The 25,518-nt window shown below is 35.0% G+C and carries 29 protein-coding genes and 5 pseudogenes; 16 read left to right on the top strand and 18 right to left on the bottom strand.

Annotated features, from left to right (window positions below; translation table 11 throughout):
• The coding region (locus tag ACOI1C_RS20595) for a PQQ-dependent sugar dehydrogenase (protein ID WP_422512442.1) at positions 1-1,683 on the top strand (1,683 nt) is incomplete at its 5' end.
• Positions 1,680-2,255: a hypothetical protein gene (locus ACOI1C_RS20590; protein ID WP_422512441.1), complete on the top strand. Its 576-nt coding sequence runs from the start codon at positions 1,680-1,682 to the stop codon at positions 2,253-2,255. The genes ACOI1C_RS20595 and ACOI1C_RS20590, both read left to right, overlap by 4 nt.
• Before the next feature lie 10 nt (positions 2,256-2,265).
• On the opposite strand, the gene ACOI1C_RS20585 is transcribed toward ACOI1C_RS20590, so the two are convergent.
• The 3 genes from ACOI1C_RS20585 to tnpA (ACOI1C_RS20575) form a co-directional block, all read right to left on the bottom strand.
• The gene (locus ACOI1C_RS20585) at positions 2,266-2,382 is read right to left on the bottom strand and encodes a mercury resistance system transport protein MerF (protein ID WP_422512444.1); all 117 of its coding nucleotides are present in this window, start codon (positions 2,380-2,382) and stop codon (positions 2,266-2,268) included.
• Positions 2,383-2,450: 68 nt separating this feature from the next.
• The gene (locus ACOI1C_RS20580; RefSeq protein ID WP_422512440.1) at positions 2,451-3,122 is read right to left on the bottom strand and encodes a TVP38/TMEM64 family protein; all 672 of its coding nucleotides are present in this window, start codon (positions 3,120-3,122) and stop codon (positions 2,451-2,453) included.
• Positions 3,123-3,501: 379 nt separating this feature from the next.
• A complete protein-coding gene (tnpA, locus tag ACOI1C_RS20575) occupies positions 3,502-3,933 on the bottom strand; it encodes an IS200/IS605 family transposase (protein ID WP_422512439.1) in 432 nt (143 codons plus the stop codon).
• Between the two features lie 115 nt (positions 3,934-4,048).
• Between tnpA (ACOI1C_RS20575) and ACOI1C_RS20570 the strand changes: the two genes are divergently transcribed.
• The 4 genes from ACOI1C_RS20570 to ACOI1C_RS20555 all read left to right on the top strand — a co-directional run bounded on the left by ACOI1C_RS20570 (position 4,049) and on the right by ACOI1C_RS20555 (position 8,486).
• The gene (locus ACOI1C_RS20570) at positions 4,049-5,638 is read left to right on the top strand and encodes an acetolactate synthase large subunit (RefSeq protein ID WP_422512438.1); all 1,590 of its coding nucleotides are present in this window, start codon (positions 4,049-4,051) and stop codon (positions 5,636-5,638) included.
• A gap of 308 nt (positions 5,639-5,946) precedes the next feature.
• A complete protein-coding gene (gene nhaC / locus ACOI1C_RS20565) occupies positions 5,947-7,392 on the top strand; it encodes a Na+/H+ antiporter NhaC (RefSeq protein ID WP_422512437.1) in 1,446 nt (481 codons plus the stop codon).
• Positions 7,393-7,617: 225 nt separating this feature from the next.
• On the top strand, positions 7,618-8,055 hold the full coding sequence (locus tag ACOI1C_RS20560; RefSeq protein WP_422512436.1) for an OsmC family protein: 438 nt from the start codon (positions 7,618-7,620) through the stop codon (positions 8,053-8,055).
• A gap of 263 nt (positions 8,056-8,318) precedes the next feature.
• Positions 8,319-8,486: a hypothetical protein gene (locus tag ACOI1C_RS20555; protein WP_422512435.1), complete on the top strand. Its 168-nt coding sequence runs from the start codon at positions 8,319-8,321 to the stop codon at positions 8,484-8,486.
• A gap of 100 nt (positions 8,487-8,586) precedes the next feature.
• On the opposite strand, the gene ACOI1C_RS20550 is transcribed toward ACOI1C_RS20555, so the two are convergent.
• Entirely contained in the window at positions 8,587-9,765 is a 1,179-nt protein-coding gene (locus tag ACOI1C_RS20550) for an FAD/NAD(P)-binding protein (protein WP_422512434.1), read from the bottom strand.
• 563 nt (positions 9,766-10,328) lie between these two features.
• On the opposite strand from ACOI1C_RS20550, the gene ACOI1C_RS20545 reads away from it, so the two are divergent.
• Positions 10,329-10,514, top strand: coding sequence for a hypothetical protein (locus ACOI1C_RS20545; protein WP_422512433.1), 186 nt, complete (start codon positions 10,329-10,331; stop codon positions 10,512-10,514).
• Between the two features lie 187 nt (positions 10,515-10,701).
• Here ACOI1C_RS20545 and ACOI1C_RS20540 read toward each other — a convergent pair whose 3' ends face one another.
• Positions 10,702-10,902 (bottom strand): hypothetical protein, encoded by a 201-nt coding sequence (locus tag ACOI1C_RS20540; RefSeq protein WP_422512432.1) that lies wholly within the window; start codon positions 10,900-10,902, stop codon positions 10,702-10,704.
• Between the two features lie 142 nt (positions 10,903-11,044).
• Between ACOI1C_RS20540 and ACOI1C_RS20535 the strand changes: the two genes are divergently transcribed.
• Both ACOI1C_RS20535 and ACOI1C_RS20530 read left to right on the top strand, forming a co-directional pair.
• A complete protein-coding gene (locus tag ACOI1C_RS20535) occupies positions 11,045-11,293 on the top strand; it encodes a metal ABC transporter permease (RefSeq protein WP_422512443.1) in 249 nt (82 codons plus the stop codon).
• Positions 11,294-11,323: 30 nt separating this feature from the next.
• Positions 11,324-11,710, top strand: a complete 387-nt coding sequence (locus tag ACOI1C_RS20530) for a (2Fe-2S) ferredoxin domain-containing protein (protein ID WP_422512431.1) — start codon at positions 11,324-11,326, stop codon at positions 11,708-11,710.
• Between the two features lie 254 nt (positions 11,711-11,964).
• Here ACOI1C_RS20530 and ACOI1C_RS20525 read toward each other — a convergent pair.
• The 6 genes and pseudogenes from ACOI1C_RS20525 to ACOI1C_RS20500 form a co-directional block, all read right to left on the bottom strand.
• Positions 11,965-12,130, bottom strand: a pseudogene (locus ACOI1C_RS20525) (GTP cyclohydrolase, FolE2/MptA family); the annotation flags it as partial.
• 72 nt (positions 12,131-12,202) lie between these two features.
• Positions 12,203-13,282: a tyrosine recombinase XerS gene (gene xerS / locus ACOI1C_RS20520; protein WP_422512430.1), complete on the bottom strand. Its 1,080-nt coding sequence runs from the start codon at positions 13,280-13,282 to the stop codon at positions 12,203-12,205.
• A gap of 233 nt (positions 13,283-13,515) precedes the next feature.
• Entirely contained in the window at positions 13,516-13,797 is a 282-nt protein-coding gene (locus ACOI1C_RS20515; RefSeq protein WP_422512429.1) for a hypothetical protein, read from the bottom strand.
• Positions 13,798-14,087: 290 nt separating this feature from the next.
• Positions 14,088-15,728 (bottom strand): mercury(II) reductase, encoded by a 1,641-nt coding sequence (merA, locus tag ACOI1C_RS20510; RefSeq protein WP_422512428.1) that lies wholly within the window; start codon positions 15,726-15,728, stop codon positions 14,088-14,090.
• 39 nt (positions 15,729-15,767) lie between these two features.
• Positions 15,768-15,995 carry a mercury resistance system transport protein MerF gene (gene merF / locus ACOI1C_RS20505; RefSeq protein WP_422512427.1) on the bottom strand — a complete coding sequence of 76 codons (228 nt, stop codon included), beginning with the start codon at positions 15,993-15,995 and terminating at the stop codon, positions 15,768-15,770.
• A 13-nt stretch (positions 15,996-16,008) separates the two neighbouring features.
• Positions 16,009-16,404: pseudogene (locus ACOI1C_RS20500) on the bottom strand (MerR family transcriptional regulator).
• A 148-nt stretch (positions 16,405-16,552) separates the two neighbouring features.
• Here ACOI1C_RS20500 and ACOI1C_RS20495 point away from each other — a divergent pair.
• The 5 genes and pseudogenes from ACOI1C_RS20495 (at position 16,553) to ACOI1C_RS20475 (ending at position 19,357) form a co-directional block, all read left to right on the top strand.
• Positions 16,553-17,609, top strand: a protein-coding gene (locus ACOI1C_RS20495; protein WP_422512426.1) for an IS630 family transposase whose coding sequence is annotated in 2 segments (ribosomal slippage) — positions 16,553-17,080 and positions 17,082-17,609 — 1,056 coding nt in all. Because the reading frame shifts where the segments join, the coding sequence is not laid out codon by codon here.
• A gap of 96 nt (positions 17,610-17,705) precedes the next feature.
• Positions 17,706-18,209 (top strand): peroxiredoxin family protein, encoded by a 504-nt coding sequence (locus ACOI1C_RS20490; RefSeq protein WP_422512425.1) that lies wholly within the window; start codon positions 17,706-17,708, stop codon positions 18,207-18,209.
• 185 nt (positions 18,210-18,394) lie between these two features.
• Positions 18,395-18,745: pseudogene (locus ACOI1C_RS20485) on the top strand (redoxin domain-containing protein); the annotation flags it as partial.
• A gap of 26 nt (positions 18,746-18,771) precedes the next feature.
• Positions 18,772-19,101, top strand: coding sequence for a MarR family transcriptional regulator (locus tag ACOI1C_RS20480; protein WP_422512424.1), 330 nt, complete (start codon positions 18,772-18,774; stop codon positions 19,099-19,101).
• A 79-nt stretch (positions 19,102-19,180) separates the two neighbouring features.
• Positions 19,181-19,357, top strand: a complete 177-nt coding sequence (locus ACOI1C_RS20475; RefSeq protein ID WP_422512423.1) for a hypothetical protein — start codon at positions 19,181-19,183, stop codon at positions 19,355-19,357.
• A gap of 326 nt (positions 19,358-19,683) precedes the next feature.
• On the opposite strand, the gene ACOI1C_RS20470 is transcribed toward ACOI1C_RS20475, so the two are convergent.
• The 3 genes from ACOI1C_RS20470 to ACOI1C_RS20460 form a co-directional block, all read right to left on the bottom strand.
• Complete coding sequence (locus tag ACOI1C_RS20470; RefSeq protein WP_422512422.1) at positions 19,684-19,827, bottom strand: hypothetical protein; 144 nt, start codon at positions 19,825-19,827, stop codon at positions 19,684-19,686.
• 98 nt (positions 19,828-19,925) lie between these two features.
• Positions 19,926-20,216: a thiamine pyrophosphate-dependent enzyme gene (locus tag ACOI1C_RS20465; RefSeq protein ID WP_422512421.1), complete on the bottom strand. Its 291-nt coding sequence runs from the start codon at positions 20,214-20,216 to the stop codon at positions 19,926-19,928.
• Positions 20,217-20,320: 104 nt separating this feature from the next.
• A complete protein-coding gene (locus ACOI1C_RS20460) occupies positions 20,321-20,455 on the bottom strand; it encodes a hypothetical protein (protein WP_422512420.1) in 135 nt (44 codons plus the stop codon).
• A gap of 78 nt (positions 20,456-20,533) precedes the next feature.
• On the opposite strand from ACOI1C_RS20460, the gene tnpA (ACOI1C_RS20455) reads away from it, so the two are divergent.
• A complete protein-coding gene (gene tnpA / locus ACOI1C_RS20455; protein WP_422512419.1) occupies positions 20,534-20,965 on the top strand; it encodes an IS200/IS605 family transposase in 432 nt (143 codons plus the stop codon).
• A gap of 116 nt (positions 20,966-21,081) precedes the next feature.
• Here tnpA (ACOI1C_RS20455) and ACOI1C_RS20450 read toward each other — a convergent pair whose 3' ends face one another.
• The 3 genes from ACOI1C_RS20450 to shc form a co-directional block, all read right to left on the bottom strand.
• A complete protein-coding gene (locus tag ACOI1C_RS20450) occupies positions 21,082-21,369 on the bottom strand; it encodes a phospholipase (RefSeq protein ID WP_422512418.1) in 288 nt (95 codons plus the stop codon).
• Positions 21,350-21,577, bottom strand: coding sequence for a hypothetical protein (locus ACOI1C_RS20445; RefSeq protein WP_422512417.1), 228 nt, complete (start codon positions 21,575-21,577; stop codon positions 21,350-21,352). The genes ACOI1C_RS20450 and ACOI1C_RS20445 overlap by 20 nt, the downstream gene beginning before the upstream one ends.
• 146 nt (positions 21,578-21,723) lie before the next feature.
• Positions 21,724-23,601, bottom strand: a complete 1,878-nt coding sequence (gene shc / locus ACOI1C_RS20440; RefSeq protein WP_422512416.1) for a squalene--hopene cyclase — start codon at positions 23,599-23,601, stop codon at positions 21,724-21,726.
• 210 nt (positions 23,602-23,811) lie between these two features.
• On the opposite strand from shc, the pseudogene ACOI1C_RS20435 reads away from it, so the two are divergent.
• Positions 23,812-25,147 (top strand): annotated as a pseudogene (locus ACOI1C_RS20435) (IS3 family transposase).
• A gap of 129 nt (positions 25,148-25,276) precedes the next feature.
• Here the strand turns inward: ACOI1C_RS20435 and ACOI1C_RS20430 are convergent.
• Positions 25,277-25,518 (bottom strand): annotated as a pseudogene (locus ACOI1C_RS20430) (hypothetical protein); the annotation flags it as partial.

Here is a 25,518-nt window from a genome sequence, read left to right as displayed (position 1 = left end):
TATGTATTATTAATTGAAAAAGTAACAAATCCACAATTAAATAAGCTGGTAAAGGAAGTAATCGCTCTGCAAGACTTAGAGCTTGAAATTCTAGGTAGAATAAATGTTATTAGTGATGTCGAGCAACTCATGGTAGTAGATACTTCATATTTTGAACAATATGACAGTCAAGTGGATTGCATTAAAGAATTATATGAACGTGAATATCAATTGCTACAAGATTATTTGAGTCTTGATGAATACTTTTTACCTTATGATACTGAAGAATTATTAAGATTAATAACTCTTCAAAGTGAACAAGTAAATATTCTTCTTCAAATAAAGAATCTATTTGAAAAGATTAAGGAGAACGACAAAGAATCTAGTAATAATTTAATAGAAGAAGGTTACACACTTGAAAAAATAAGGGGTAAATTATCTTTTCCAACATCTATTTGCTTTGGTGAAGAAGGTCAAGTCTTTATAGCAGAATCCGGATTTGTATATGGGAGACCACCTGGAGAAGGGAGAATTCTTAGGTTAGGAAAGAATGGAGAGTTAGTAGAAATTGCAAGTGGATTTCCAGGGCCTTTAACTGGAATGACTTATGATAGCGGTGTTTTTTATGTTGCAATAGGAAACAGAGGTGGAAATGAAAAAGATAGTTGTGGAAGTATAATGAAAGTTAACCTAAACAGTGGTGTTAAAGAGGAAATCATAAGCGGTTTACGAACATGTGGTGACCATTTTACGGGAGATATCGTGTTAGGACCTGAAGGGAAGCTCTACTTTGGTGTTGGAACGGCAACGAACTCCGCTGTTGTAGGAGTAGATAATCAATCATGGCTAAAACTTCATCCACACTTTCATGATACACCAGCGCGGGACATTAAATTAACTGGTAAAAAATTCATTTCAGCAAATCCACTTTCAGATGAGGAAAAGATAGCTGTCACCGGATCCTTTAAACCATTTGGAGAAGTTGCAAAGAATAATGAAGTAATAAAGGGACAGTTATTAGCTAATGGAGTGCTTTATCGCTGTAAAAAGGATGGTAGTCAACTTGAACTTATTGCTGATGGATTTCGAAACCCATTTGGTATACAGTTCTCTCCAATTAATAACAAGCTTTATGTTACCGATAATGGAGCGGATCCTCGTGGAAGTAGACAAGTATCGCATGATTGGGAGAACCTATGGGAAATTGACCTTGCAAACAAGGAGAAATGGCACGGTTGGCCAGATTTCTTTAGTGGTCTACCTGTTACATTGCCACACTTTCATGTTGAAAATCAACCTAATCCCTCTTTTCTAATTGCTGAACATCCTAAATTAGCAAGTACACCGATCACACGTTTAGAAACTCATAGTTCATCAAATAAATTTGATTTTTCAACGAATCCGAGCTTTGGTCATGTAGGAGAAGTATTTATTGCACAAACCGGTGATATGGGATTCGAAGACCCTGAAGAGAATCATGGATTTAAAGTAGTAAGAGTAAATTTAACAACCGGTCAAATCAGGCCGTTTTTAATTAATCCATTAGGTGAACATTCTGATAGGGGTGTGATTCGTCCTATTGAAACCAAATTTAGTAAGAACGGAAGTGAATTATATGTGTTAGATATAGGATATATAGGAGGACCAAAAGATAAGGGCAGAGAAAAGTCAGGGGCTTTATGGAAAGTGAAAAGAAAAAAATGAAAAAAATCCATACTTTTTATGACTATTGTTTTAATGACCTGAAAATACAAAAAAAAGAGGATATTCGAAATGCACTTCCATATATAGCTATTTTATCTACACTATCAGCCATACTTCAATCGACAGGCAACTATATCCCAGTTATTGGATTGTTTATCAGTCCTTTTGCTACACTTCCTGTCATGTTTGCTGCTACTATTTCAAAGGCCGCAGTCGTATTTACATATTGTATATCTACTATATTACTAGTATTCCTTCAACCGAACGAGTTTTTCACATTCCCATTTACTACAGGCCTATTGGGTTTATCTTTTGGTATTGGTCTATTGATTGTAAAAAGAAGAATGTTAATTGTTATAGTATCAAGTTTAGTATTAAGCACTGGGATTTTCATTCTTTTTTATATATTTAACTTTCCAATTCTTGGACCAATCCACGCAGATTCATTAGCTGTTTGGACAATGATCGTAGTATTTTCCTCGCTATACAGTTGGATCTTTTTTGATATTTGTTATTATCTTTTTAAGCGTATTTTTAAAGGAAGTCTATATTGGTTTTCAATAGGAAGATAAAAAAAAAGAACTAAACAATTATGTTTAGGTTCTTTTTTTCGTTTTGTTCAATATAAATGTTGGTTATTATCACATAATCTAAGTATCCAAATATAGCACTTTTGCCTAATAGATTAAACAAAATAATTAGAATAGGGTTAAAACATCACAATAATATGATGTTTGTTCCTATGAATTCCTATTAGAAAGAACTTTTTAAAATTCATTTTTTTCCTTTTTTTTCGCTTTTATATATTTTTTCTTAATAAAAAATCCAATCAGTACGAATAAAGTGATTACACCTGTAATTATTAGATTTCTGTTAATATTGTCTTGAAAATTTAAAAGGTCGTGTCCTACAACTGTATATGCAATTGTTCCAGGTATCATTCCAATCCCTGTAGCTAGTAAGAAAGTTCTTAGCTTAATTCCACTTAACCCTGCAAGAAAACTTATTAGATCAAATGAAATTAGTGGTATCAACCTTGTGAGTAGTATAAACATGAAGCCGTAAGGACCGGTTATTTTATTTAAGATCGTGTTCAACTTATTTCCCTTAAAACGCTTCTCTACGAACTTGAACCCAAACTTTTTAGCCAAATAATAAGAAACCAATGCTCCAAGCATTGCTCCAAACCATGACAATAACGATCCCCAAACATATCCAAAAACCATTCCATTTGCTCCAGTTATTAGAAATGATGGAATAGGTGCAGCAATTGATTGGAAAACCATAAGCAATATACTAAAAACAGGGGCAAGTATACCCATAGAACGGATAAAGTTGGCCATTTCTGATAAAGAGGTTTGAGTAAAGAAAGCGTATATATTCTCCCAATACCAAACTAAGATAATAATACTAAAGAGGGGTATAATGTATTTTTTCAAGAGATTCACCCGTAAGTTTTTATTTGTATTTTTTATTATAGATTACTGAAATTCTATTTTCAGTAATCTATATTACTTAATTAAATTCGTTTCAGATAAATAAAGTCTAAAGTCTATTTAACACTTTTTAGGATCTTAATTCAGTACATAGCGTTTAGAAATTAAACAGAGTGGTATATAAGATAATGAAATCTAGAATTATCGTGAACAATTCTATTCACTAAATGAATGCAAATTAATTATTAAGATAAAGATAATTTAAACGACCACCTGCTAAAGCAGGTGGATTTAGACATAAATGTCAACGACTAAAGTCGTATATCAAGACTGAAGTCTTCTCAAAGTCCTTGTGCTAAAAGCATACTAAATTAGACTAAACTCATTCTTCAATCTTGAATATTTCATCTTTTCCCTCACTAAACTGGTTAGCTATATAGTTTCTAATAATTTCCTCAGTGACATTGCCAACTGTTGCACAGAAGTACCCTCTTGTCCACAAATGTTGTCCCCAGAATCTTTTCTTTAGTTCTGGAAATTCATCTTGTATAAGCCTGGATGATTGTCCTTTTAGGTACTGCATAATCTTACTTGGCGCAAGGCTTGGCGGACACGATAATAACAGGTGGATGTGACCTTTGCCCACACTTCCCTGCTGAAAAGTGAACCCTCTGGCTTCGCATCCTTGCCTTATTAGCTCTCGTGTTCTTTTGGCAATTGGACCATGCAAAACCTTATACCTATATTTTGTGACCCAGATAACGTGGTATTTTATATCAAATACAGCATGACTACTTTTTTGATAACCGTCCATACTTTCACCTCTATTGTAGTATGGACATTTAAAGATAAGGCTAAAAGCGTATACCGTCTAAAGACGGTGGATTTAAACCACGCATTTGTAAATTAAAATGAAAAGGGTGAAGTGTATGAAAGCGTCAGATCTATTAGTGAAATGTCTCGAAAATGAAGAAGTAAAGTATGTATTTGGTATAGTAGGGAAGGAAACCCTTGATCTTGTTCACTCTATTACCGATTCTTCGATTGAATTTATTGTTGTGCGTCATGAGCAATCTGCAGCCTTCATGGCCAATATTTATGGTCAGTTAACAAGGAAACCAGGTGTATGTACAGCAACCTTAGGCCCAGGCGCAACGAATTTAGTCACGGGGATTGGTGCTGCGTATCTTGACTACGGTCCAGTTGTAGCGATTTGTGGACAAGCTGGTTTAGATCGGCAGCATAAGACCTCTCATCAGTATATAAATTTAGTGGAGTTATTTAATCCTATTACAAAATGGTCTGTACAAGTAAAGGACAGTGCAACGATTCCCGAAATTATAAGAAAAGCTTTTAAAACGGCAGAGCTTGAAAGACCAGGTCCTGTTTACATCGACCTTCCTGAAAATATTGCCAAGGAGTCAATTTTGGATGGAGTTCCTATAGCAAAGTCAAATGAGCCGAAAACTTGTGCTAATCGAAATGACGTTAATACTGTTAAGAGTCTTATCAATGCATCACAGAAACCTTTTGTTTTAGTGGGTAATGGGTTGGTTCGGCAAAGTGGAGAAGGAGAACTATTGCAATTTATTGAACAATTAAATGCACCTACTGCTCATACCTTTATGGCAAAAGGAGTCCTTGATCCCAAACATCCTCTCAACTTTTACACATTTGGTTTTATTGAAAAGGATTATGTGGTCACTATGCTACGAGAATCCGATTTAATTATTACAATCGGCTTTGATAGTATTGAGCACCTTCCAGAAAACTGGAATATAGATAAAAAGCCAATCCTTCATGTACATTCTACCGTGGCTGAAGTTGATGACTTTTATCCAACGAAATTTGAATTAATTGGAAACATTAAAGAAAATTTAACCTTATTAATTCAAGAAGAGCTTGATAAAAAGGAATGGTCTGATCTACCTGAAAAAAGACAAAGAATTAAAGACGGGCATAATATTGATACATATGTAGGAGACCATTCAGAGTTATTATTGTCTAATGTAATTAATGCCCTACAAGAGGTAGTAGATGCAAACACTATTCTATTATCTGATGTAGGGGCTAATAAAATGGAAATCGCTAGAGTTTTTCAACCAGAAAATCCAAACCATGTTCTTATTTCAAACGGATTGGCATCGATGGGTGTGGCGGTACCGGGTGGAATTGCTGCCAAACTTGCGTGTCCAGATCAGCCAGTTGTTTGTGTAACGGGTGACGGTGGATTTTTAATGAATATGCCAGAGATAGAAACAGCTAAACGATTGAATACAGCGATGATCATAATTGTATTAAATGATGGAATGTACGGTTTGGAGAAGAAAATGATGCTAGAAGAACAATCGACCGATGAAGGTGTTTATTTCTCAAATCCAGACTTTTTAAAGCTTGCTGAAAGCTTTGGAATAAAGGGTTATCGAGTTGAAAATACAGGAATGTTAAAGGAAACAATTCTACAAGAATTACACTCGAATAACATTGTATTAATAGATGTTCCAGTTCGTTATCAATAATAGGATTTTCTAATTTATAGCTTTCAAAAAATCGTAAATACAAAGAGGCCATTTTTGAAAAATGGTCTTTTTTTTTTGAAAATCTTAGTTCGAACTGTACAAAAATTATATTTTTTAGTAGTTATAGATAAAGTTCCTATTTTTTTTTTTTTAAGATAATATTTTAAATAAGAGTAATATTTTTATTTAGATAATTCTGAAAATAGAAGGGTTTTTTGTTAGTAATAGTTAATATATATAGATAGATTGTAGTATCTATCAATCTCTTTATTCTGTTAAAGGGATAAAAAGTTAAAGGGGGAAATCGTTTGGATAAAAATGTAAGAGAACCAAGTTTACTTCTAGCTTTTTTACCTCTTCTTGTCTTAATAGTTGCAGCTATTTTTGATTTACTTTTTTGGAGAACTTATTTTATGCCATTAATTTTTACGATTATTGCTACAGCTGTAACTGGAATGTTCTTAGGCTTTAAGTGGAAATCACTTGAACAGTTTATGATTAATGGAGCAAAAGATTCAATTAGTATCGTCATTATTATGTTCCTAATTGGTACGATTATAGGAAGTTGGATGTTAAGTGGTACGATCCCTACGTTAATCTACTATGGACTTGCAACATTAAGTCCAAGCATCTTTATACCTACAGTTGCTATTACCACTGGAATCATGGCGATTGTTATTGGAAGTTCATTAACATCGATTGCAACGATAGGTGTTGCTCTTATGGCGATTGGGCAGAGCATGGGATTTCCTCCCGAGCTTATTGCAGGTGCTATTATTTCTGGAGCATTCTTAGGGGATAAATTATCCCCATTATCCGATACAACAATTATGACACCTGCCATGACTGACACTGATTTATTTAGTCATATTCGTCATATGATGTGGGACACAATTCCAGCGTTTTTGATTGCACTCGTTCTTTATTGGTTTGTGGGGCTGAAATTTACACCTGATACAGTTAATCAAGCCGGTATTGCTGAATTAATGAGTACACTCCAAGCGAATTTCAATATCAATTTGATTTTATTGCTATTACCTCTCATTACTATTTTCATTATGGTAAAGCGTTACCCGGTCATTCCTTCATTACTATTACTTAGCTTAACAGGTGGACTGTTTGCACTTATTTTCCAAGGTAGTTCTATTTCTGAAATTATCTTAGCTATGAACTCAGGGTATTCAGGTGAATCTGGAAGTGAGTCTCTAGATAAATTAATAAACCGTGGTGGTATTAACTCTATGTTCTTTACAGTTGCATTAATTATGATTGCTACTATACTAGGCGGAATCCTTGAAGGAACAGGGGTATTTAGAAAAATTATTCAAGGTTTAATTAATAAAGCTCGTTCTACAGGTTCCCTTGTTTTAACTACTGCGTTAACGACGTTAGGAATTGCTTTTGCTAGTGGATCACAAGCATTACCAATTATTTTATCGGGAAAAGGATTTCAAAAAGCTTACAAAGAGCGAGGATTAGATACAAAGAATTTATCACGTACGATTGAGGCATGTGGAACGGTTGGGGTAAGTATTGTGCCATGGGGAATTGTCGCTATATTTGTATCAACTGTATTGGGTGGAATAAGTCCGTATGACTTCATTCCCTATATATTCTTTGCATTCATAGTGCCACTAGTTAATATTTTTTATGGATACACAGGGATATCTATTGCAAAAAAGAATTATCCCGAGACAATTATTCCAAGTAACCCAAATAATAAATTAAATAATAACCAAAATCTAGATATATAAATTTGAGTACAAACAGAGATATGAGGATTGTTGATAGAAGAGTATGAATCTGATGGAGAACTTACTTAAAGGAGATTAGTATCTGTTATTAGATCCAAGTAGAGAACAAACAGATAATATTTTAAAAAAATGATGTAGTTGGTTTTGTAAGATAGCTTACAGAGAAGTAACATTTAAATCCTTATACTTATAGTAGCGGTAAACAATATAAGGGAGGTAATTTAAATGGCAAAAACAAAGATTAATGTTAAAGCTCAAACAAAAGGAATGCAATCAATTATAAAAGCAGGGAAGCATACAATCACAATTGATGAGCCTGCAGCAATGGGGGGCAAGGATACAGGTGCGGATCCGCTTTCAGCATTACTGTCAGCATTAGCAGGTTGTGAAAATGTAATTGCTAACTTTGTAGCGAAAGAAATTGAGTTTGATTTACAAGGAATTGAGTTTGAAATTACAGGAGTACTAGATACAAGGGGACTAATGGGAAACCCTGATGTAAAACCATATTTTGAAAAAGTGAGAATTGATGCAAAAGTTAACACATCCGAAACACAAGAACGCATAGATCAATTACAAAAAAGTACTGATGAGCGATGCCCTGTGTTTACTACTTTTAAAGCAGCAGGAATTGAACTTGATGTAAATTGGACAAAGGCTTAAGTGAATAAATAAAAAATTAAGTTAATAACAAGTTAAAATGCTAGTGGGGATTTAGAGTGATTGAAACTTCCGCTTTTATCAATATTTTTATAACTGAGATTTCTATAAAATATGAAGTTCGAGCTAACGAATGAGTAAGATAGTCTCTGGGAAAAACGGTTTCTTATATCAGAGGTCATCTCACACAGCCACTCTCCGTTTTAGAACTTGCAGATAGAGCCAACATGACAGCTAATTAATTTGCAAGAGCATTTAAGAAAAAAATGTACGTATCGCCGAAGGGATTTTTAATCGATGAAAGAATGAAGATAGCAAAGGAACTTATGATCCAGCAAAAAGGTATCACTTCCAAGGAAATTGCTCTTCAGATCGGTTTAGAGGCTGTTAAGGGGAATAAAGTACATACCCTGATCACTACTTGGGGCTTCTAGTATCCAATTGAGCGTCAAAAAGGGCTAAAAGAATTTGAATCTCTACTATTAAAATAATAAAAAAAGTAAACAAAAAAACGCTTATTGAGCGTTTTTTTGTTTATAAGCTTGAAACAATCGCTTCTGCAGCCTTCCTAGCACCAGAGATATTTCTCGCAGTAGGCCCGATTTCTAGCTCTGCCAATGCACCAGCAACATATAAATTTTCGCTCCATTTTAAGTTTTGGTCCACAATAGGGTACCCACACATAGAGCACTGCAATTGGTGTTCCGCTATAAGAGGCTCTAGCAAGGCCTTTCCAGGAAGTGATTGCTCAAAGCCAGTAGTTAGAATGATGGTTTTCATCTTTAGTGTTTCATCTGAATCCTTAAAAGAAATCGTGATATCACTGCTAATAGAGTTAAATTCAGTCTTTGTGATGTCTTCATCTAGTATCTTTAGTTTGTTAGTACGACTCGCTCTTACTAATTTGACACAAAGTTCACGTGGTATAGATCCTTTATTTCTAGCACCAACAATCATTTGCCTTCTCTGTCCAAAATCATTTGTGCTCTTAAAATCATTCATATACTTGGGGCCTAACCAACCCGGATCACTGTCAAAAGCATGTACTTTAAAGGGATGTCTTTTTACTAAGGTTACCTTGCCAGGAAAGATGTCAGCTAGATGGAGTGCGGTGTGAGCAGCAGTAATGCCACCACCAACAATGGTAACGGGTGGTTCCAAATCATGAAGGCTTCCTAATCTCCCATCAAAAATATGGAAAATATGTGGATGTGCTTTTTCCTTTAGTTCATATGCCCACTCTGGCCACCTTGGCTGTTCATTTAAGCCAAGTGCAAGAATTACGTTAGCACCATGTATGTAATCGGAATGATTTACTTCAATTTTCCAATGAGCTTCTTCCTTACTAAGCTTCGTTACATACCCCTTGTGCCAACTGTCCATAAGCCCATATGAATGAATAATGCTGCTACAATGATCATTAAATATCTCAAGAGAAGGGCGTTTATATCGTCCGTAAAATGCAGTTTCCTCACTCTTTCTGTTACGAGCGTATCGCTGCAAACTGAACGGCTCAATATCGATATGATGAATGAAAGGAGAACGTAAGAAAGGCATCGCAATTTTATTTGTACAATGCTTCCAGTTCGCTAGTGGTTCATCGTGCGGATCAATAATCAAAAGCTGATCTGCTTGAACCTTCTTGGACCCTAGAAGATACGAAGCAACTGTTATCCCTTGTATTCCAGCACCAATAATAACCCAATTAAACATGATGTAAGTCCCCTTTGCTGTAGAAAAAAAATAAAACGAAATGATTCCGTTTTAATCATCAAATAAAATCACTGCAATTTGTGCAAGAGAAAATAGAAAGAGTAGTTTTTTAGAAATATTTATAAGAATCAATTTCACAATTAATTTTTCAAGTATGCTGATAGTTTCCTTATTTTAGGAATGACTTATTTTTAAAAATTATTCCTGCTGAGTTTGCCTGTTGATTTCCACTCCAGGATGCTTCGCTTTCCGTAGGGTGGGCGGTGAGCCTCCTCAGCGCATGCGCTATTCGTGAGTCTCACCTGTGGCACTGATCCCGCAGGAGTCTCGCACCTTCCGATCCAATCAACATAGTGGCCAAGATTAACAAACATTACTAAAGTGACTTCTTAATTATGCAGCTATATTTTTTAAAAATTTTGATTTGATGGGTTATCCGATCTGCTGCTAGTTTAGATGCATTGTAAACAAGAGTCACTAAATCAAAGTGGAGTTTTGCCTCAATACTAGAGGATGCAGTATGGGATCCCTTTCATAGTAATCATGAACCATGGAGATTCATTTTGGTTGACAGATCCTCAGGTCAACCATTTTTCGATCTAATTGCAGATAGTTACAATAGAATCGACATTATGAAAAAGTACACAATAGAACAGCTAATAGTATTAGAAGAGCAATTAAGAACGTATATAACCCCAGTTCCTATTCACCTTATCCTGATCATGGAAGTTAACAACAATAGTAAATAGGTCGACGAAGCATTTCTTTGACCAAGAAGATTACAATGATGGTTCTGAAGTCATTGTTATTGAAGGTGATTCTCTTGAACGTAGAGATGTGGAGTTTTAGATAGATTGCTAGTAAATAGGTGAACATGATTTTTAAAATTAAGTTTCAAACAGGTTAATTCCTTAATTGAAATTAGCCTGTTCTTGGTTAGCTATTCGTTTTGGGAAGCCATCTCCACTCAGAGTCATCTTTTTTAACCGTTCCTAGTCCTTTGAAAGGGTAATGACATACGAAAAGAAGGGCTGATTTTTCTACTCCATCTTGCAGAAATGCTCTTCGAGTTTCTAGTCCCTCTTTAGTTGACACTTCGGCACGGATATGAGAGGGGAGATTACTTCTCTCTGTCACACCCGGGCTCTTAGAATATAGCATAATGAAGCCAGGAATTTGTAATTGTCAACTCAAAATTCCCCCACTTAGGAATTTAAAATTCCCCCACCTGAATTTTCCAATTAGGCATGGAGGAATCATAATTTGTTAGAAGGGATATATATCCAAACGTTCTTCTAATCTTAAACAAACATGTCTTTATGCCATTATCTTAGGTGAACTATCCGTAGTTCTAGGTATATGTATTGCTTATGAGCTAAATATGCCACCAGGTGGAGTTGTAGTGATGATTGCTCTATTGCAATTGATAGCTATAATCCTACTTGGAAAGACAAGATTGGATAAAATGATTAATAGAATACATTTACATTCAAAAAAAAGCAGTAAGAGCTTAGAGCTTAAATTGTAATTATTTTGTTTTGAAAAGGAGAATACTGTATTGGCAACGTGGGATTTAAGTAAAACAAAGCATCACGTTTTGATCTGTAATGGAAGCAGTTGTATGAGCAATGGTGCCGAGGAACTAACACAAGCTATTCGTAAAGAAATCCGAGTTAGAGAAGCAGATGAGGTCATTCATACAACAAGAACGAGGTGTAATGGAAGATGCCATGATAAAAGTGTAGTGATAGCTTATCCAGAAGGACGTTGGTATAAGGATATGAAGGAGGAAGAGGCATCTTCTTTCATCGGAAATTTACTAGGTTTTGAAAACTGCACGACAAAAGTAAGCCATTCTTATGTAGATGGAGTATTTTTAATAGGAGACGGGATTCAAAAAGGGGTTGAAAAAGAGAAGAAACTTGTGCAAAAGGTGTTAAAATAGATAATGATAAATAGACTGGGTTTTTCTAGTCTATTTCTTTTTTGGTATTTCACTCATTTACTTGGAAAATAAGCTGACTAGTAGAAGTAACATATTCAGAAACTAGAGTGCTTGTTAGCATTGAATAGTCGAATGCACTCAGAAAAGTAAGATCACCTTGATATTATTGACATTGTACTTAGGATACGTACACCAGTTAGATCACCACAGACCAAACCCCTCATCCAAAGAAGACAAGGGGCTACTAAACAGAACTACTTTCTAAAAGACAACGTAGCTATTGCATCGTGAAAGTGAATAGACTCTTCTTTTCTGCATTCAACCGTAAGGGCTTTGACAAAATTCAATTCATACAAGTCTGCTGCTACGAGGCGGACCATATCCTCGTACAAAGCGGGGATTCTCATAGGCGGTTTCAGTGAAACGAATTCATCCACAACAATTTTTAAGGAAGAGTCATGCTCTTAGATTGTAACAAATAACACCATTGCTCTATTCCTTAGGCATATTAAGCTTACTTATTGCATTTTTTAAATCTTCACTTTTTAAATGAGTATAGATCATTGTTGTTTCAATAGATGAATGACCTAATTGGCGTCTAAGTTTAGGTACATCATTAATTTCAGCATGGTAACGTGTAGCAAAAGAATGTCTAAGTTTATGCACTGATAGTGATGGTTTTCCAAATGCTTTTGCATATTTTTCAATTATTTTCTCAATGGCTCGGGCAGATAGTCGCCTTGTTGTACCTTTAGGTCCCATTGGAGCAGCAATAAAAAGGGCGCGATTTTGTTTTGAAATTGTATAACGATCACTTCTAATCTTTATATATTCGTTTAAATCAAAAACAGCTTGCTCACTAAAGTACACATATTGCTCTTTATTTCCTTTTCTAACAACACGAACACTGCACTTATTAAAGTCAATATCTTCTAAGCTTAAACCAGCAAGTTCAGCTAGTCGTAAACCTGATCCGAGGAATAATGATACCATGGCCGTATCACGTTCTCGATTAAGTTTATAAAAGTTCAAAATTCTGTTGTTATCTTTGAACAATTCACCATAATCCTTTTCGACAAACATCCGGAAGGCTTCATATTCATCTCCTAGTAAGATTTTACCTTCCATCCGATTTGCAATTGTTTCTGGATCCTCATATACATCATTAAATTCTATTTTTGCCATTACATTGCGGTTTAAATAGGGCTCTAATTCATCTGTTTCTGCAATATTTTGTAAATAATTAAACAAGGATTTGAGAGAGGATAATTTTCGGTTAACCGTAATATCCTTATTTTGCAATTGAAACTTAAGGTAGGTAAGAAAATCCTCAACCTGTTGGGCAGTAAGCTTTTCTAAAATGCGAAGAGGTATAGATTGAATGTTACCAGCGTAAAAACCTTCTGCGACTAACCATTCAAAAAAGATCTTAAAGTCATGGCAATAATTTAATAGTGATGCTGGAGAAAGCTTTCGTTTCTTTTTATCTATGTACTCAATGACATACCAAGGCAGTTGATCGGCTAATTCATCTAATTTTTGATATGTACGTTGCTGAGTTGAATTTCGCAATAGAAGACACCCCTTTATTTAATCTCGCTCTATTATTACGTCAAATTTATATTTTACGTAATAATAGGATTTATATTTATTATATCATTCTCTCACAATGTTTGGCAAAAACAAATTAATTCTTTCAAGTAAACCCTAAAATTATTATTTATACCTCTTATGACTATCCCTTTCCTCTTTAAAAAGCTAACAATCCATTTTCCAAACAACCTTATGGGTTGTTTGGAGTTTAACTAATTATTTTTCCATTTTCTTTTTAACAACTGATAAACGTGTTCAAATTGTTTAATTTCTTCATTATGCTCATGTAAATTGAGTTGACCACCAAATGCTTCTGTTGCTAAATCTGCTAACTTTTTAATACATAGTTCCCATTCAGGCCAGTATTTCAATTTTACGAGTTGGTTCTTATAGTGCTTATTTAATTGTTCTATTAAGTAGTAATCACTTCGATTCAATAAGGGCTTACGGTTTTGATTGTCTTCAATTAAAATAACTGTAAAAGGTGCTATCATATCTAAGGTTCCATTATTTTCATTAATTTTAATCCAAGTAGTCCTTCTATCAGTAATCCAACACCAAAAGATTATCCATTACAACTTAATACTTTACTTCTGCTTTATTTTCCAATATACGTCCCCCTTATAAATTATTTTATGTTAAGCAAATCTGGCCGTTAGCTTAAGTACATTCTTTCACAGAGTCACCTAAAAATGAAGATGTTTATTGAGCAGTATACGTCAAATAAGAAAGACAACCACTTTTATTAAACGAATCGGCGAATCATCCTATCATTAACTTTTTTTCATCCTGCACAACAAGATAATTTCGATACATCTTTATCAAATGTAAGAGCAGCTAGCTTTAACCCTTCTGCCATTGTCAAATATGGTGCAAAGCTATCTTTTAAATCTTCTACGGTTAACCCAAATTTAACAGCTAATGTCGCTGCATAAATCACATCTCCTGCATTCTCAGAAACGATATGAACTCCAAGAATTTTTAATGTTTTCGCGTCTGCAACAAGCTTAAAAACACCAGTTGTTTCATGGTTTACTATCGCTCTTGAAACAGCATCTAAAGGCAATACAGATGTTTTTACTTCATAACCTTTTTCTTTTGCTTGAACTTCTGTTAAACCAACCGTTGCCACCTGAGGATTTGTAAACGTCACGCCAGGCACAACGGATAAATCTAATTTTTTATTCAACCCACCAATCACATTATCAGCAACAATTCCACCTTCATATGCTGCTACATAGCCAAATTGAGGTCCTAATGTCACATCACCTGCTGCATAAATCCTTTCATTACTTGTCCTAGCATAATCATTTATCAATATTTCTTTTCTTCTTCCGACTTCAACTCCTGCTGCACTTAAATTTAAAGAATCCGTATTTGGTTTTCTTCCTGTTGCAACAAGTAACTGATCTGATTCCACGACTTTATTCTTACCATCTACCGTTATATGAACCTTTTTGATTTGCCCCTCTTGTTCTACACGTTCAAAATTTGCCCCTTTAACAAGGTTTATCCCTTGTTCAATTAAAGCTTTTTCTACGGCTTCTGAAATCTCTGGTTCATACTCTTTTAATAACCGCTCACTTCTTTGCATAAGCGTTACTACTGAACCTAAATTATGAAATAGTTGTCCAAGTTCCATTCCAATATACCCCGAACCAATAACAGTTAATCGTTTGGGAACCTTTTTCAATTCAAGAAGTGTTGTACTTGTAAGATAATCCACTTCTTCAAGTCCCGAAATCGATGGTAAAGAAGGTGAAGCACCCGTCGCAATTAAAAAGCGTTTCGCAGAAAGTTTCTTCCCATTGACTTCAACCGAATCTTCATCAACAAATTTCGTTTCTCCTTCAATTAAATCAAATCCATATTCATCAATTAAATTTACATATTTTTTATTCCGAAGTTCGCTGACTAACTCTTCTTTTTGCTTTACTAAAGGAGCTAATTCCACTTCTCCAGAAGATGTTTTTAGCCCATTGAATGGATTGCCTTTTGCTAAATGATTGATTTCCCCAGCTCTAAGAAGTGTTTTTGATGGAACACATCCAATATTTACACATGTTCCTCCAACGGTTCCACGCTCAATCATGGCTACTTTTGCCCCGTATTCAACCGCTTTAATCGCAGCCGAAAAAGCAGCGCCACCAGAACCAATGATAAGTAAGTCATAATCACCATCAATACCTAACACTACATTTTCTTGCGATGATACTTCTTCTATGTCTCCAGGTTGATATTTTGCTTCATCAATTGCCTTTTTTGCACTTTCAACACTAGTATCATTGGGTAACTCAAATACGGCTTCACCACGACGAAAACTAGCTTCAATATTTTCAGCTCCTATATTTTTAAGTGCTACGGCTACATGCTCTTCACAACGTGTACAAGTCATTCCTTGAATGTTTATCTTAAATTTATTCATGTTCTCATCCTCCTATTTCTTTATCTCACATACCCTAAATTAGTTATTACTCTCCTTATTTTTATTTGATTGTTGGTATTTAGAATAAGAATAAAAAGTTATACCTAAAAAGACGGCTAAAACAGGGAACAGAACATAATCTAAATAACCTATTATCGCCCCTAATCCAATAGTGCCCAATAAAATCACTAATATAGGTGTTGCACAACATAACAGAACAACAAAAGAACCTATCAATCCTGTAATAAAATTCCTCTTATGTTTCATTTTGCATTCCCCTTCATTCTTCCTCAATTAGTGTGTCAATTATCGGACACGCATGTAAGCTTTTTTCATCTGGACATCTTTGTTTTAAATCTTTTAACATCGCTTCAATTCGCTTTAAGTCCTTTATCTGCTGTTGAATTTCCTCTTCCTTTTTAGATACAAATTCAAACATATCTTTGCAGCGAACGTCGTCTTTATCTACAACCCCAAGTAACTTATAAATTTCATTTTAAAAAAACCAAGCACTTGCATTAATAAACCCTACACGCTTTACATCATTATCTGAATATGCTCGATATCTTGCATTTGTTTTTAATGGATCTTGTAATAAGTTCTTTCGTTCGTAATATCTAATAGTCTCTTTATTTACACCACACTTTTGAGCAAACAAAGTAATTCGATAATTCATTTTTTTCACCTCTAACATATAATAAACTGTGTACTATGGTACATAGTCAAGGATAACAAGGCAGTAAAGATTTCTAATTAAAGGATTAGATAATGTTTTGTCTAATTACTCTCTATGGAAGTAGCTTAAATGTAGAGGGGAAACCATTATGCCAAAGAAAGTATCTTTTGACGATCTATCAATACGACTAGAAGAAGTAAAGACTGCAATGACCGAAACAAAAGAGAAACGATTATACGAACGGTACCAATGTATCTATTTGCTTTTGTCAGGCGAGAGTCGAAAGAGCATCGCTAAAATTATTAATCGCGGCATTGATACAATCGGTACTTATGTCCAAGCTTATAGTGCATATGGATTAAAAGGGTTGGAGTTGAATCATTCTCCTGGAAGGCCAACCCTTTTAACAACCGACCAAGAGCTACTTCTGTATAAAACAATTGTTGAAAAAACACCTGTAGATGTGGGATTTCCAACCAACATGAACTGGACCTCCGGTCTAATTCGTAATTGGATTAAACAACAGTTTGACGTTCTATATTCCGAAAGAGGTACTCGCGAGCTGCTCTATCGCCTTGGTTTCAGCCACACCCGACCAACGTATAAGCTCGCTAAGGCGGATCCTGAGAAGCAGGAATTGTTCAAGGAAGAATTCGAAGGTTTAAAAAAAATTACATGAATGCAAAATTGATCGAATTTTGTTTGAAGATGAGAGTATGATTCGTGACTATCAAGCTATCGCTAGCACCTGGTTCCCCAAGGGACAACAAAAAGTAATTCCGACTTTTGGTAAGCACCAAGGTGCGAAGTTACTCGCAACAGTAGATTATGAGTCCGGTGAAATATACTGGGAAGAACACGAGAAATATGATGCACAAGTGTTCCTATGCTTCTTGGAGAATATTGTCGTAAAGTACCCGGAAGGGAAAACGGTTATGATTCTGGATAATGCACGAATTCATCATGCCAAACTAATTCAACCTTTTTTACAGAAACATTCTGAACAATTAGAGCTGTTTTTTTTACCTCCGTACAGCCCCCAACTGAACATCGTTGAAGGGTTATGGGGTTGGTTGAAAAAATCGGTTATTTATAATGTCTTTTTCTTATCAGTGCAAGAAATTAGGTCTGCAGTAAAGTCATTTATGGATGAAATCAGCAAAGATCCGATGAGAATTGTTGACAGGCTCTGCGTTCAGGTGTAAGGATTCTTTAATGCCGAACATATATAGCTTACTTTTATTATTTTAAAAACAGGGTAATTTATATATGTAAGATAAATTAAAGGAGGAATACCTTACATGGCTAAATTAAAAATTGGAAATAAAGCACCAAATTTCACACTCCCAAGTATAGGTGGGGAAAGCTTTACTTTAGAAAATCATCAAAAAGAAAGTTGGAAATTAATTATTTTCTTTAGAGGGTCCTGGTGTCCAGCATGTGTTCAAGATTTGAAAGATTTTGAAGCTAATAAAAGTTACTTCGAAGGGAAGAATGTCAATTTAGTTACAATTTCTAACGATACATTAGATAATTTAAGTCAAATGGCTAAAGAACATGAATATACTTTCCCCATTTTATCTGATGAACAATTAGAGGTATCGAAAACATACGATGTTTTTTATCATGGTGAGGATGCTCCGTATGAAGATCATGGAGCACACGGAGAGCCTGCCTATTATTTAGTAGATGAAAATGGGACGCTTCTTTACCAACAACAACAAACCAGTCCGTTTGGAAGACCATCTCCAACAGAATTCAGAAAAATTATCCAGTATATTGGAAAAAATTTAAAATCCAAATAAAGCATTTACTACTACAGGAAAGTTGGTGTCATATGCCAAAAGATAATAAGGGACTACAACCAGGATCAATAATCCCATCTTTTTCATTACAGGATACGGATGGAAACACTTATACCTCTGAACAATTTAAAGGTAACCCTTTTCTTCTGTATTTTCTAAGAGGCACTTGGTGACCAAGTTGTAGGAAGCAACTAGTTCAGTTGCGTGAAAATGCGTATAAGTTCAAAAAGATGAATATACCCATTATCATCATTGTTGGACAAAAGCGAGATGGTGTTCAAAAATGGTTAAGTCAAAACCCAATTCCTTTCCCCTTTCTAATTGATGAGGACCGAAATGTTATTAAATTATTTGACGTATATCATCCAATCGGGATAGATGCTTATAAAATCGCTTACCCTAGTCTATTCTTTATATCAGAATACGGGAAAATTGTTTATGCCTATGTGGGAGAAAACCAAAAAGATCGTCCGAATCAAAATGATGTTTATAAGAAGGTACACGACCTTTTAGGTACTACCATATCCAATGATTAAACACAAATAATCCATAATAAAAGGAAGTGGCTCCTTCCTTCTATTATGGATTTCTTTTACATTATCATTTATTTCTCTTACATGCTCCGTATCGAATGCCAGCAAATTCTGATAAGTCAAGTATTTATCTAATATCACTAGGTCTTCAAGGTTTAATCCAGTTGATGCTGCCCCTTCTAACTGTAGATGAGACCCTACTCCAAAGCGTTGAATTAACAATCACAGAGTTGAATCTTTTATGGACTATTTTCTATGAAGGAAATTCGACAGTCAATCGTCTCGCAGAATTAACATTATTAGATCCATCCACTGTAACTCAGGTTATCAGTAGATTAAAGAAAAAAATTAGTTTGTAGTTTTAAGAAAGCAGACGATAATCGCTTTAACTACCATGAGTTAACACCCAAAGGTGACGAAAAGAGAAAAGCTTCAATTATGCAAAGTCAAAATAGGCTGTTGGATTTTTTAGCAGACGGAATGAAAGATCCTGATGAACAAGAGAAAATAAAAATTACGCTCGAGTACTTAAAAGAAGTAAATTTAAATTTTCACGGTCAAGAATTTATCAATTGGGTGTATGGATTGCCAGAAAAGTTCAATAAGAACCAATAGTTTTAAAAAACTATACAGTGTTTTACTAGCCTTTTAAGAAGAAAATGACCTATGTCAAAGAAAATCCAACAGTAAAAGAGTGACAAGCTTAATAGAATAATGTAATCAAAGAAGGATAAAACCTGTATTGGTCCTAAAACAGGGAATTTAAATAGGGTTAACAATATCATATTCCGAAAATAAGAATGAAACTCGTAATAACAATGAACCAAATCCTCTTTTTTAACAATAATAGACCAAGCCCAAATGATAATCCTAAAAAACCGGTTGTAAATGGCTAGGTAAAAAACTCACCCGGTTTTAGAAACAACAGCTCCTGTTTAGTTCTATCTAAATGGACCTTCACAATACTTCCTCAATGGCTCCACCTCTTCCTGCTCTGTTTTGTTTTCTACTGAAACATAAAAACATCCTTCATAATAAGTCATTCCTGTTAAGGGACCAGGGAATTCACTTGCAATCTCCTTCATTTCACCCTTCACTTTTTCTCGAGTATCCTTCTTCGAGCTCATATGGTTTTGAAATTTGAGAGTTTGATTGTTTAGGGGGGAGTTCTGTAAGTACATTTTTAAGTTGAAGAAAGGATGATCATTGCTGTATTTAATCGTTTAGTCGTTTCTAATTCTGCCATGTTATTAAAAACCCACCATCTCCTGTCAAACTTACAACAGGCTAACTTCGCTCCAATGGCTCCTGGTAAAGCGATCCCCATTGAGGCAAAACCGATGGAAACAAGAACATGATTTGGGTGTTCTGGTTGAAAAGCTCTTGCTATTTCAAGTTTATAAGCACCTACATCTGACAAAAGAATGGTGTTTGGATCGAGGATTTCAGTTAATGCATTTATTACATTGGACAAAAATAGTTCTTGTTCAATAACCCCATTCTTTATTCCATGTCCTTGAATGATTCTTTCCCGCTTTTCTGGAAGTTAATCCTTTTGTGTGAACCCTTCTTTATTAACTAGAGAAAGATTTCTTTTAATGTTGCCAAGAATTCAAACGTAATCGGGTAATATTCATTCACTTCTGCAGGACTAGCATGAATATGTAGAATTGGCTCTTTACCTATGTTCCAGTTTTCAGGAAGTTGCTCCACGAGTTCAAAACCAACAGTAATAATTTATACGCTTTTAGCCTTATCCTTATATGTCCATACTACATTTGAGGTGAAAGTATGGACGGTTATCAAAAAAGTAGTCATGCTGTATTTGATATAAAATACCATGTTATATGGATTACGAAATATAGGTATAAGGTTTTGCATGGTCAAATTACCAAAAGAACAAGAGAATTAATAAGGCAAGGATGTGAAGCAAGAGGGATCACTATTGTACAGGGGATTGTTGGGAAAGATCACATCCATCTATTATTATCGTGTCCTCCAAGTCTTGCTCCGAGTAAAATATTACAGTACTTAAAAGGACGATCATCCAGGCTATTACAAGATGAATTTCCAGAACTAAAAAAGAGATTCTGGGGACAACATTTGTGGGCAAGAGGGTATTTTTGCGCAACTGTAGGCAATGTCACAGAAGAAATTATTAGAAACTATATAGCTAACCAGTTTAGTGAAGGAAAAGATGAAATATTCAAGATTGAAGAATGAGTTTAGTCAATTTTAGTATGCTTTAGCACAAGGACTTTGAGAAGACTTCAGTCTTGATATACGACTTTAGTCGTTGACATTTATGTCTAAATCCCCCTGCTTTAGCAGGTGGTCGTTTAATGGAATCCACATTTAAAAATAGATTGAATGTTCATATAGTTATACATAAGTGTTGCGTGTCGCCCTTCCTTTGTATAGGGATTCATCAGTTGCTTCAATCTTAATTGAAATTGACGGTCTGCTTCACAATTTGATCCATGTCTACTATCCGCATCATCATGTGCTTTACATGCAGCATCAACAGCATTGATTGGAGCCCCCGGACCACTACATCCAGGGCCACACCATCTGTAACCTGGGAAGATGCAAAAGCCAGAAAACATTCTATTTCTCCTTCTTTTCATTTTTATCTTCCTCCTTCTCTTCTAATCTATTTTTCTTTCTTTTCTTCCAATATCTTAATACTATTGCACACAATACACACAGAGATGATATTCCATTGACTAACGTATCATAAAAAGAATCTGGAATAACCCATATCCCGAACACAGAAAGCATAAGTTTTATTGACCCTAATAAGGCTAGAACAAGCATATGGTTACTGTTCATCATTATCATCACCATTTCACTTTATGACTACTTATTACTATGGTATGTAGTGCATTATTATTTGCTTGTTATAAAGCCTATGTCCTTAAAAAAGGACTAACACTCTTCTAGCTGAAAATAAAAAAATGGGGTAATAGAAACCCCCAGTTTCAAGAATATTTATCTCTATAGTGAGCCAATGTCAATAATGGCCAAATATAATTATAACTATGATAATAGATATAAAAGCTACCAGGTAGCCCAGCTCCAGTTGGATAATAATACGTCCAATTCTTCATATTCAATAGCTGAATCAAGCAATCAATACCTTTATTTATTTCTTCTGTTGGATGATCGTAAACGGAGATTAACGAATCTAAAGCCCAGGCTGTTTGTGAAGGGGTACTAACTCCTAAAGGTATATAAGTTCTTTCAATGTCACTTTTACATGATTCTCCCCATCCCCCATCTACATTTTGGATTTCTTCAAGCCATTGAACACCTTTTACAATGGATGAATGATGTGATTTTACACCGATTGCTCTCATGCCTGTAATGGCAGCCCATGTACCATAGATATAGGTTATCCCCCAGCGACCGTACCAAGATCCATCTTTTTCTTGATTGTTTTCTAACCATTCAACCGCTCTTTTTACTTGAGGATGTTGTAGGGTTAATCTTGCATCATTTCCTAAAAACTCTAATGTACGCCCTGTTAAATCTGCGGTTGAAGGATCTATACTAGCCGATTCTGCTCCATCAAACGGTACTAACTTTAAAATCTCCTTATCTGTGTTTTTTTCAAATGCTGGCCATCCTCCATCGTTATTTTGCATAGAAAGCAACCAGTTCACACCTCTGTACCATGACTGTCGTAAATTTGGATGTTGTGAGATGGTATATTTAATAGCTCTAAGTGCTGCGGTCGTATCATCCACATCCGGGTTCATCGTGTTGCTTTCAGAAAAACCCCATCCCCCAGGTAATGAATTAGGATTATGAATACTCCAGTCCCCATATTTATATTGTTGCCTTAATAGTAAGTAATGGCTAGCATGTTCAATGGGTTTAGATATTGAATTAATACCTGATGCTTGTAAGGAATGAGAAATAAAAGCTGTATCCCACACTGTTGAAGGTGAGTTTTGCATATGTATATGACCTTCTGTATGACAGGCTAAGCCTTTCAAACCTTTTACTGCTTTTTCGATAACAGGATCATTTTTGGAAAACCCTAGAGACAAAAGAGCAAAGATCATTAAAAATGTTGAGCTAAAGTAGCTATAGAGCGTTCCATCTGGTTCAATTCTATGTAACATAAATTGTTTCGCTTGCTCTAATGCCATTTGATTTAGTTCATTAGGAAGCCCTATGATTTTCTTCACATTTTGTTTTATGAAAGAAAGCAAAGATCTAGTATTATACGAATTCATTGATATGAAATGATCCTCTTGATCTCTACTACTATTTAAATATCCTAAATCGAGATTTGTTCTCTTAATGACAAACTTATTATTAGCAAGAACAAGAATAGGCATTAAATGTACCCTTGCATAGCCAACAAAATCAAAAAAGTTAATAGGACACGATGTTGGCAAAAGAATCAACTCAATTGGGACAGGGAACCATTTAGGCCACGGATATTGTCCAGTTGTTGCAAGCATGACTTTTGTTAACGAGGAAACTTCTTTCAATCCTCCATTTTTTAAAATAAAGTCCTCCGCTTTTTTCATTTCTGGATCAGATGCTTCTTTAAATTTTGATAGTAATAATGCGAAGTAGGCCTCTACTGTTGCAGAAAGATTCCCATTATCATCCTTAAATAACTTCCAAGCCCCATTCTCAGTTTGTTTTGAAGCAATTCGATTCGCTAATTTTTTTATTAGTATATCTTCTTGAAGCTGTAGTGTTTTGATTAAAATAATCATGTATGCATCGGTCATAATACTTCCTTCAAAACAAAAACGCCAAGTACCATCATTAGCCTGCATACCTTCCAATTGATCTATTAAACGTTGTATTTCCTCCTTAACCAGCTTCTCCATCATTCTCATTCCTTTTTTAGTCATATAGATAAATATTATTCGGCCCCTAGAATCTATATTCGTTGTAATAATATTTATCTATATAAAAAAGAAAGAAGGACCAGTTAATATGGTACCTATAGTTAGGACACTTGAAAAAGAGTGTTTTATCTATAGGTATTTTTTTATATACTTGAATTTCAATAATATATACGGGTAATTGGGGGACACAACATGAGTAAGATAATATTTTCAACCAAAGAGATAAAGACACTTCAAAAGAATTCAAATGTACAACGTGTTAGTGAGCGAGCTATTACATATACCGACTCCTTTAAAAATAGATTTATGGATGAGTATCTGGCTGGTAAACTCCCTCGACAAATTTTTTCAGTGAACGGTTTTGATGAAGATGTTATAGGAATAAAGAGAATTGAACAATCAGCTCATAGGTGGAAGATGGAAGAAAGCCTATGAAAAGAATGGGTTAATCGGCCTTACTGACTCAAGGAAGACGGGTTCTGGCAGACCATTAATACGAGAACTTACATCATCCGAAGTGATTGAAAGGCAGGAAGCAAGGATTAAGCTCCTGGAGGGGCAGGTGGAGCTATTAAAAAAGCTAGAAGTGACAGAAAGGAGGCTGCTAAACGCAAGAGAATGTCTAGATCCGAGTAGAGTCTATCAGCTGATTTATGAGACCATTGACCAAAATCACTTTAAGCAAATGACTAAGTATTTTTGTGACCTTTTAGGAGTCTCCCGTTCAGGATACTATAGCTATCTAAAGGCTTTTGATTTCCGAAAAGCGAAAGAACAATTGGACTTAGAAGGGAAGGAAATTATATTAAAGGCATTCAATCGACGGGGATATAAGAAAGGTGCACGCTCTATAAAAATGATACTGGAGAATGACTATAACATTATCTTCAGTCGAAAAAAGATTCAAAGAATCATGAATAAATATGGCATTGTTTGTCCCCATAGGAGACCAAATCCTTATAAAAAGATCGCTAAAGCAACAAAGGAGCATCAGGTCGTTCCAAACAAATTAAACAGAGAATTTAAGCAAGGAATTCCAGGAAAAGTGTTATTAACGGCCATTACTTATTTGCCATATAACGGGAATTGCATGGCTTATTTGTCAACCATAAAAGATGCCTCCACTAATGAACTTTTAGCTTATCATGTTTCAGATCGAATCACTTTGGACATCGCAACCCAGACAATCCATAAATTAATAAACACTAAGAAAGTTTCTCTACATCCAGAAGCCTTTATCCACTCGGACCAAGGTAGCCATTACACGAGTCCAAAATATCAAAGGTTATTAAAAAAGTATGGCCTAGGTCAATCTATGTCTCGAAGAGGAAACTGTTGGGATAATGCCCCCCAGGAGTCTTTCTTTGGGCATTTAAAAGATGAAGTGGATTACAAATCAGCTAGAACATTGGAAGAATTAAAAGCGAAAATAAATCATTATATGGTTTACTATAACAATTATCGATATCAGTGGAACTTAAAAAGGATGACCCCTATTCAATATAGGAATCATCTTCTAGTTGCTTAGTCTCTTTTTTTATAGTGTCCTTGACATAGGTGCCAGTTTAAGTTAATTACTTCTTCTAATAATGACTTTCATTTAAATCCACCTTGGGCCTCTTCTCTCTTCGTTAATTTCTTCAATTTTTTCTTTCTCTTATAATCCATCTTCCTCTTCAACTAAGTCACCTTTCACTAATGTAGTAGTTTCTTCTTCTACGTCAAGGTTTTCAATACGATTCCTTCTAGGTGAGAAAAAGCTCGAAGGGTTTCTTGGTTTAATTTCCTCTTCTATTCGTGGACTAATTATTTTTACTTCCTTAGCGTAAATGATTAACTCATCAACATGTATCACTTTCTCTTTATCTTTAGACACTAAATTTCCTCCTCTTAAATTAG

Source organism: Bacillus sp. DJP31 (assembly GCF_049310945.1).
GTDB lineage: Bacteria > Bacillota > Bacilli > Bacillales > SA4 > Bacillus_BS.
This window is presented reverse-complemented; position numbering and strand designations above follow the sequence as displayed.

Bases quoted from the DNA above. Each gene is read 5' to 3' on its own strand.
- shc (WP_422512416.1), bottom strand. From the start codon at position 23,601: ATGATGGAGAAGCTGGTTAAGGAGGAAATACAACGTTTAATAGATCAA.
- ACOI1C_RS20555 (WP_422512435.1), top strand. From the start codon at position 8,319: ATGTACGTATCGCCGAAGGGATTTTTAATCGATGAAAGAATGAAGATA.
- ACOI1C_RS20490 (WP_422512425.1), top strand. From the start codon at position 17,706: ATGGCTAAATTAAAAATTGGAAATAAAGCACCAAATTTCACACTCCCA.
- ACOI1C_RS20550 (WP_422512434.1), bottom strand. From the start codon at position 9,765: ATGTTTAATTGGGTTATTATTGGTGCTGGAATACAAGGGATAACAGTT.
- ACOI1C_RS20570 (WP_422512438.1), top strand. From the start codon at position 4,049: ATGAAAGCGTCAGATCTATTAGTGAAATGTCTCGAAAATGAAGAAGTA.
- ACOI1C_RS20470 (WP_422512422.1), bottom strand. From the start codon at position 19,827: ATGAAGGAGATTGCAAGTGAATTCCCTGGTCCCTTAACAGGAATGACT.
- ACOI1C_RS20450 (WP_422512418.1), bottom strand. From the start codon at position 21,369: ATGAAAAGAAGGAGAAATAGAATGTTTTCTGGCTTTTGCATCTTCCCA.
- tnpA (WP_422512439.1), bottom strand. From the start codon at position 3,933: ATGGACGGTTATCAAAAAAGTAGTCATGCTGTATTTGATATAAAATAC.
- ACOI1C_RS20560 (WP_422512436.1), top strand. From the start codon at position 7,618: ATGGCAAAAACAAAGATTAATGTTAAAGCTCAAACAAAAGGAATGCAA.
- ACOI1C_RS20515 (WP_422512429.1), bottom strand. From the start codon at position 13,797: ATGATAGCACCTTTTACAGTTATTTTAATTGAAGACAATCAAAACCGT.
- ACOI1C_RS20445 (WP_422512417.1), bottom strand. From the start codon at position 21,577: ATGATGAACAGTAACCATATGCTTGTTCTAGCCTTATTAGGGTCAATA.
- tnpA (WP_422512419.1), top strand. From the start codon at position 20,534: ATGGACGGTTATCAAAAAAGTAGTCATGCTGTATTTGATATAAAATAC.
- ACOI1C_RS20590 (WP_422512441.1), top strand. From the start codon at position 1,680: ATGAAAAAAATCCATACTTTTTATGACTATTGTTTTAATGACCTGAAA.
- merA (WP_422512428.1), bottom strand. From the start codon at position 15,728: ATGAATAAATTTAAGATAAACATTCAAGGAATGACTTGTACACGTTGT.
- merF (WP_422512427.1), bottom strand. From the start codon at position 15,995: ATGAAACATAAGAGGAATTTTATTACAGGATTGATAGGTTCTTTTGTT.
- ACOI1C_RS20475 (WP_422512423.1), top strand. From the start codon at position 19,181: ATGCAAAGTCAAAATAGGCTGTTGGATTTTTTAGCAGACGGAATGAAA.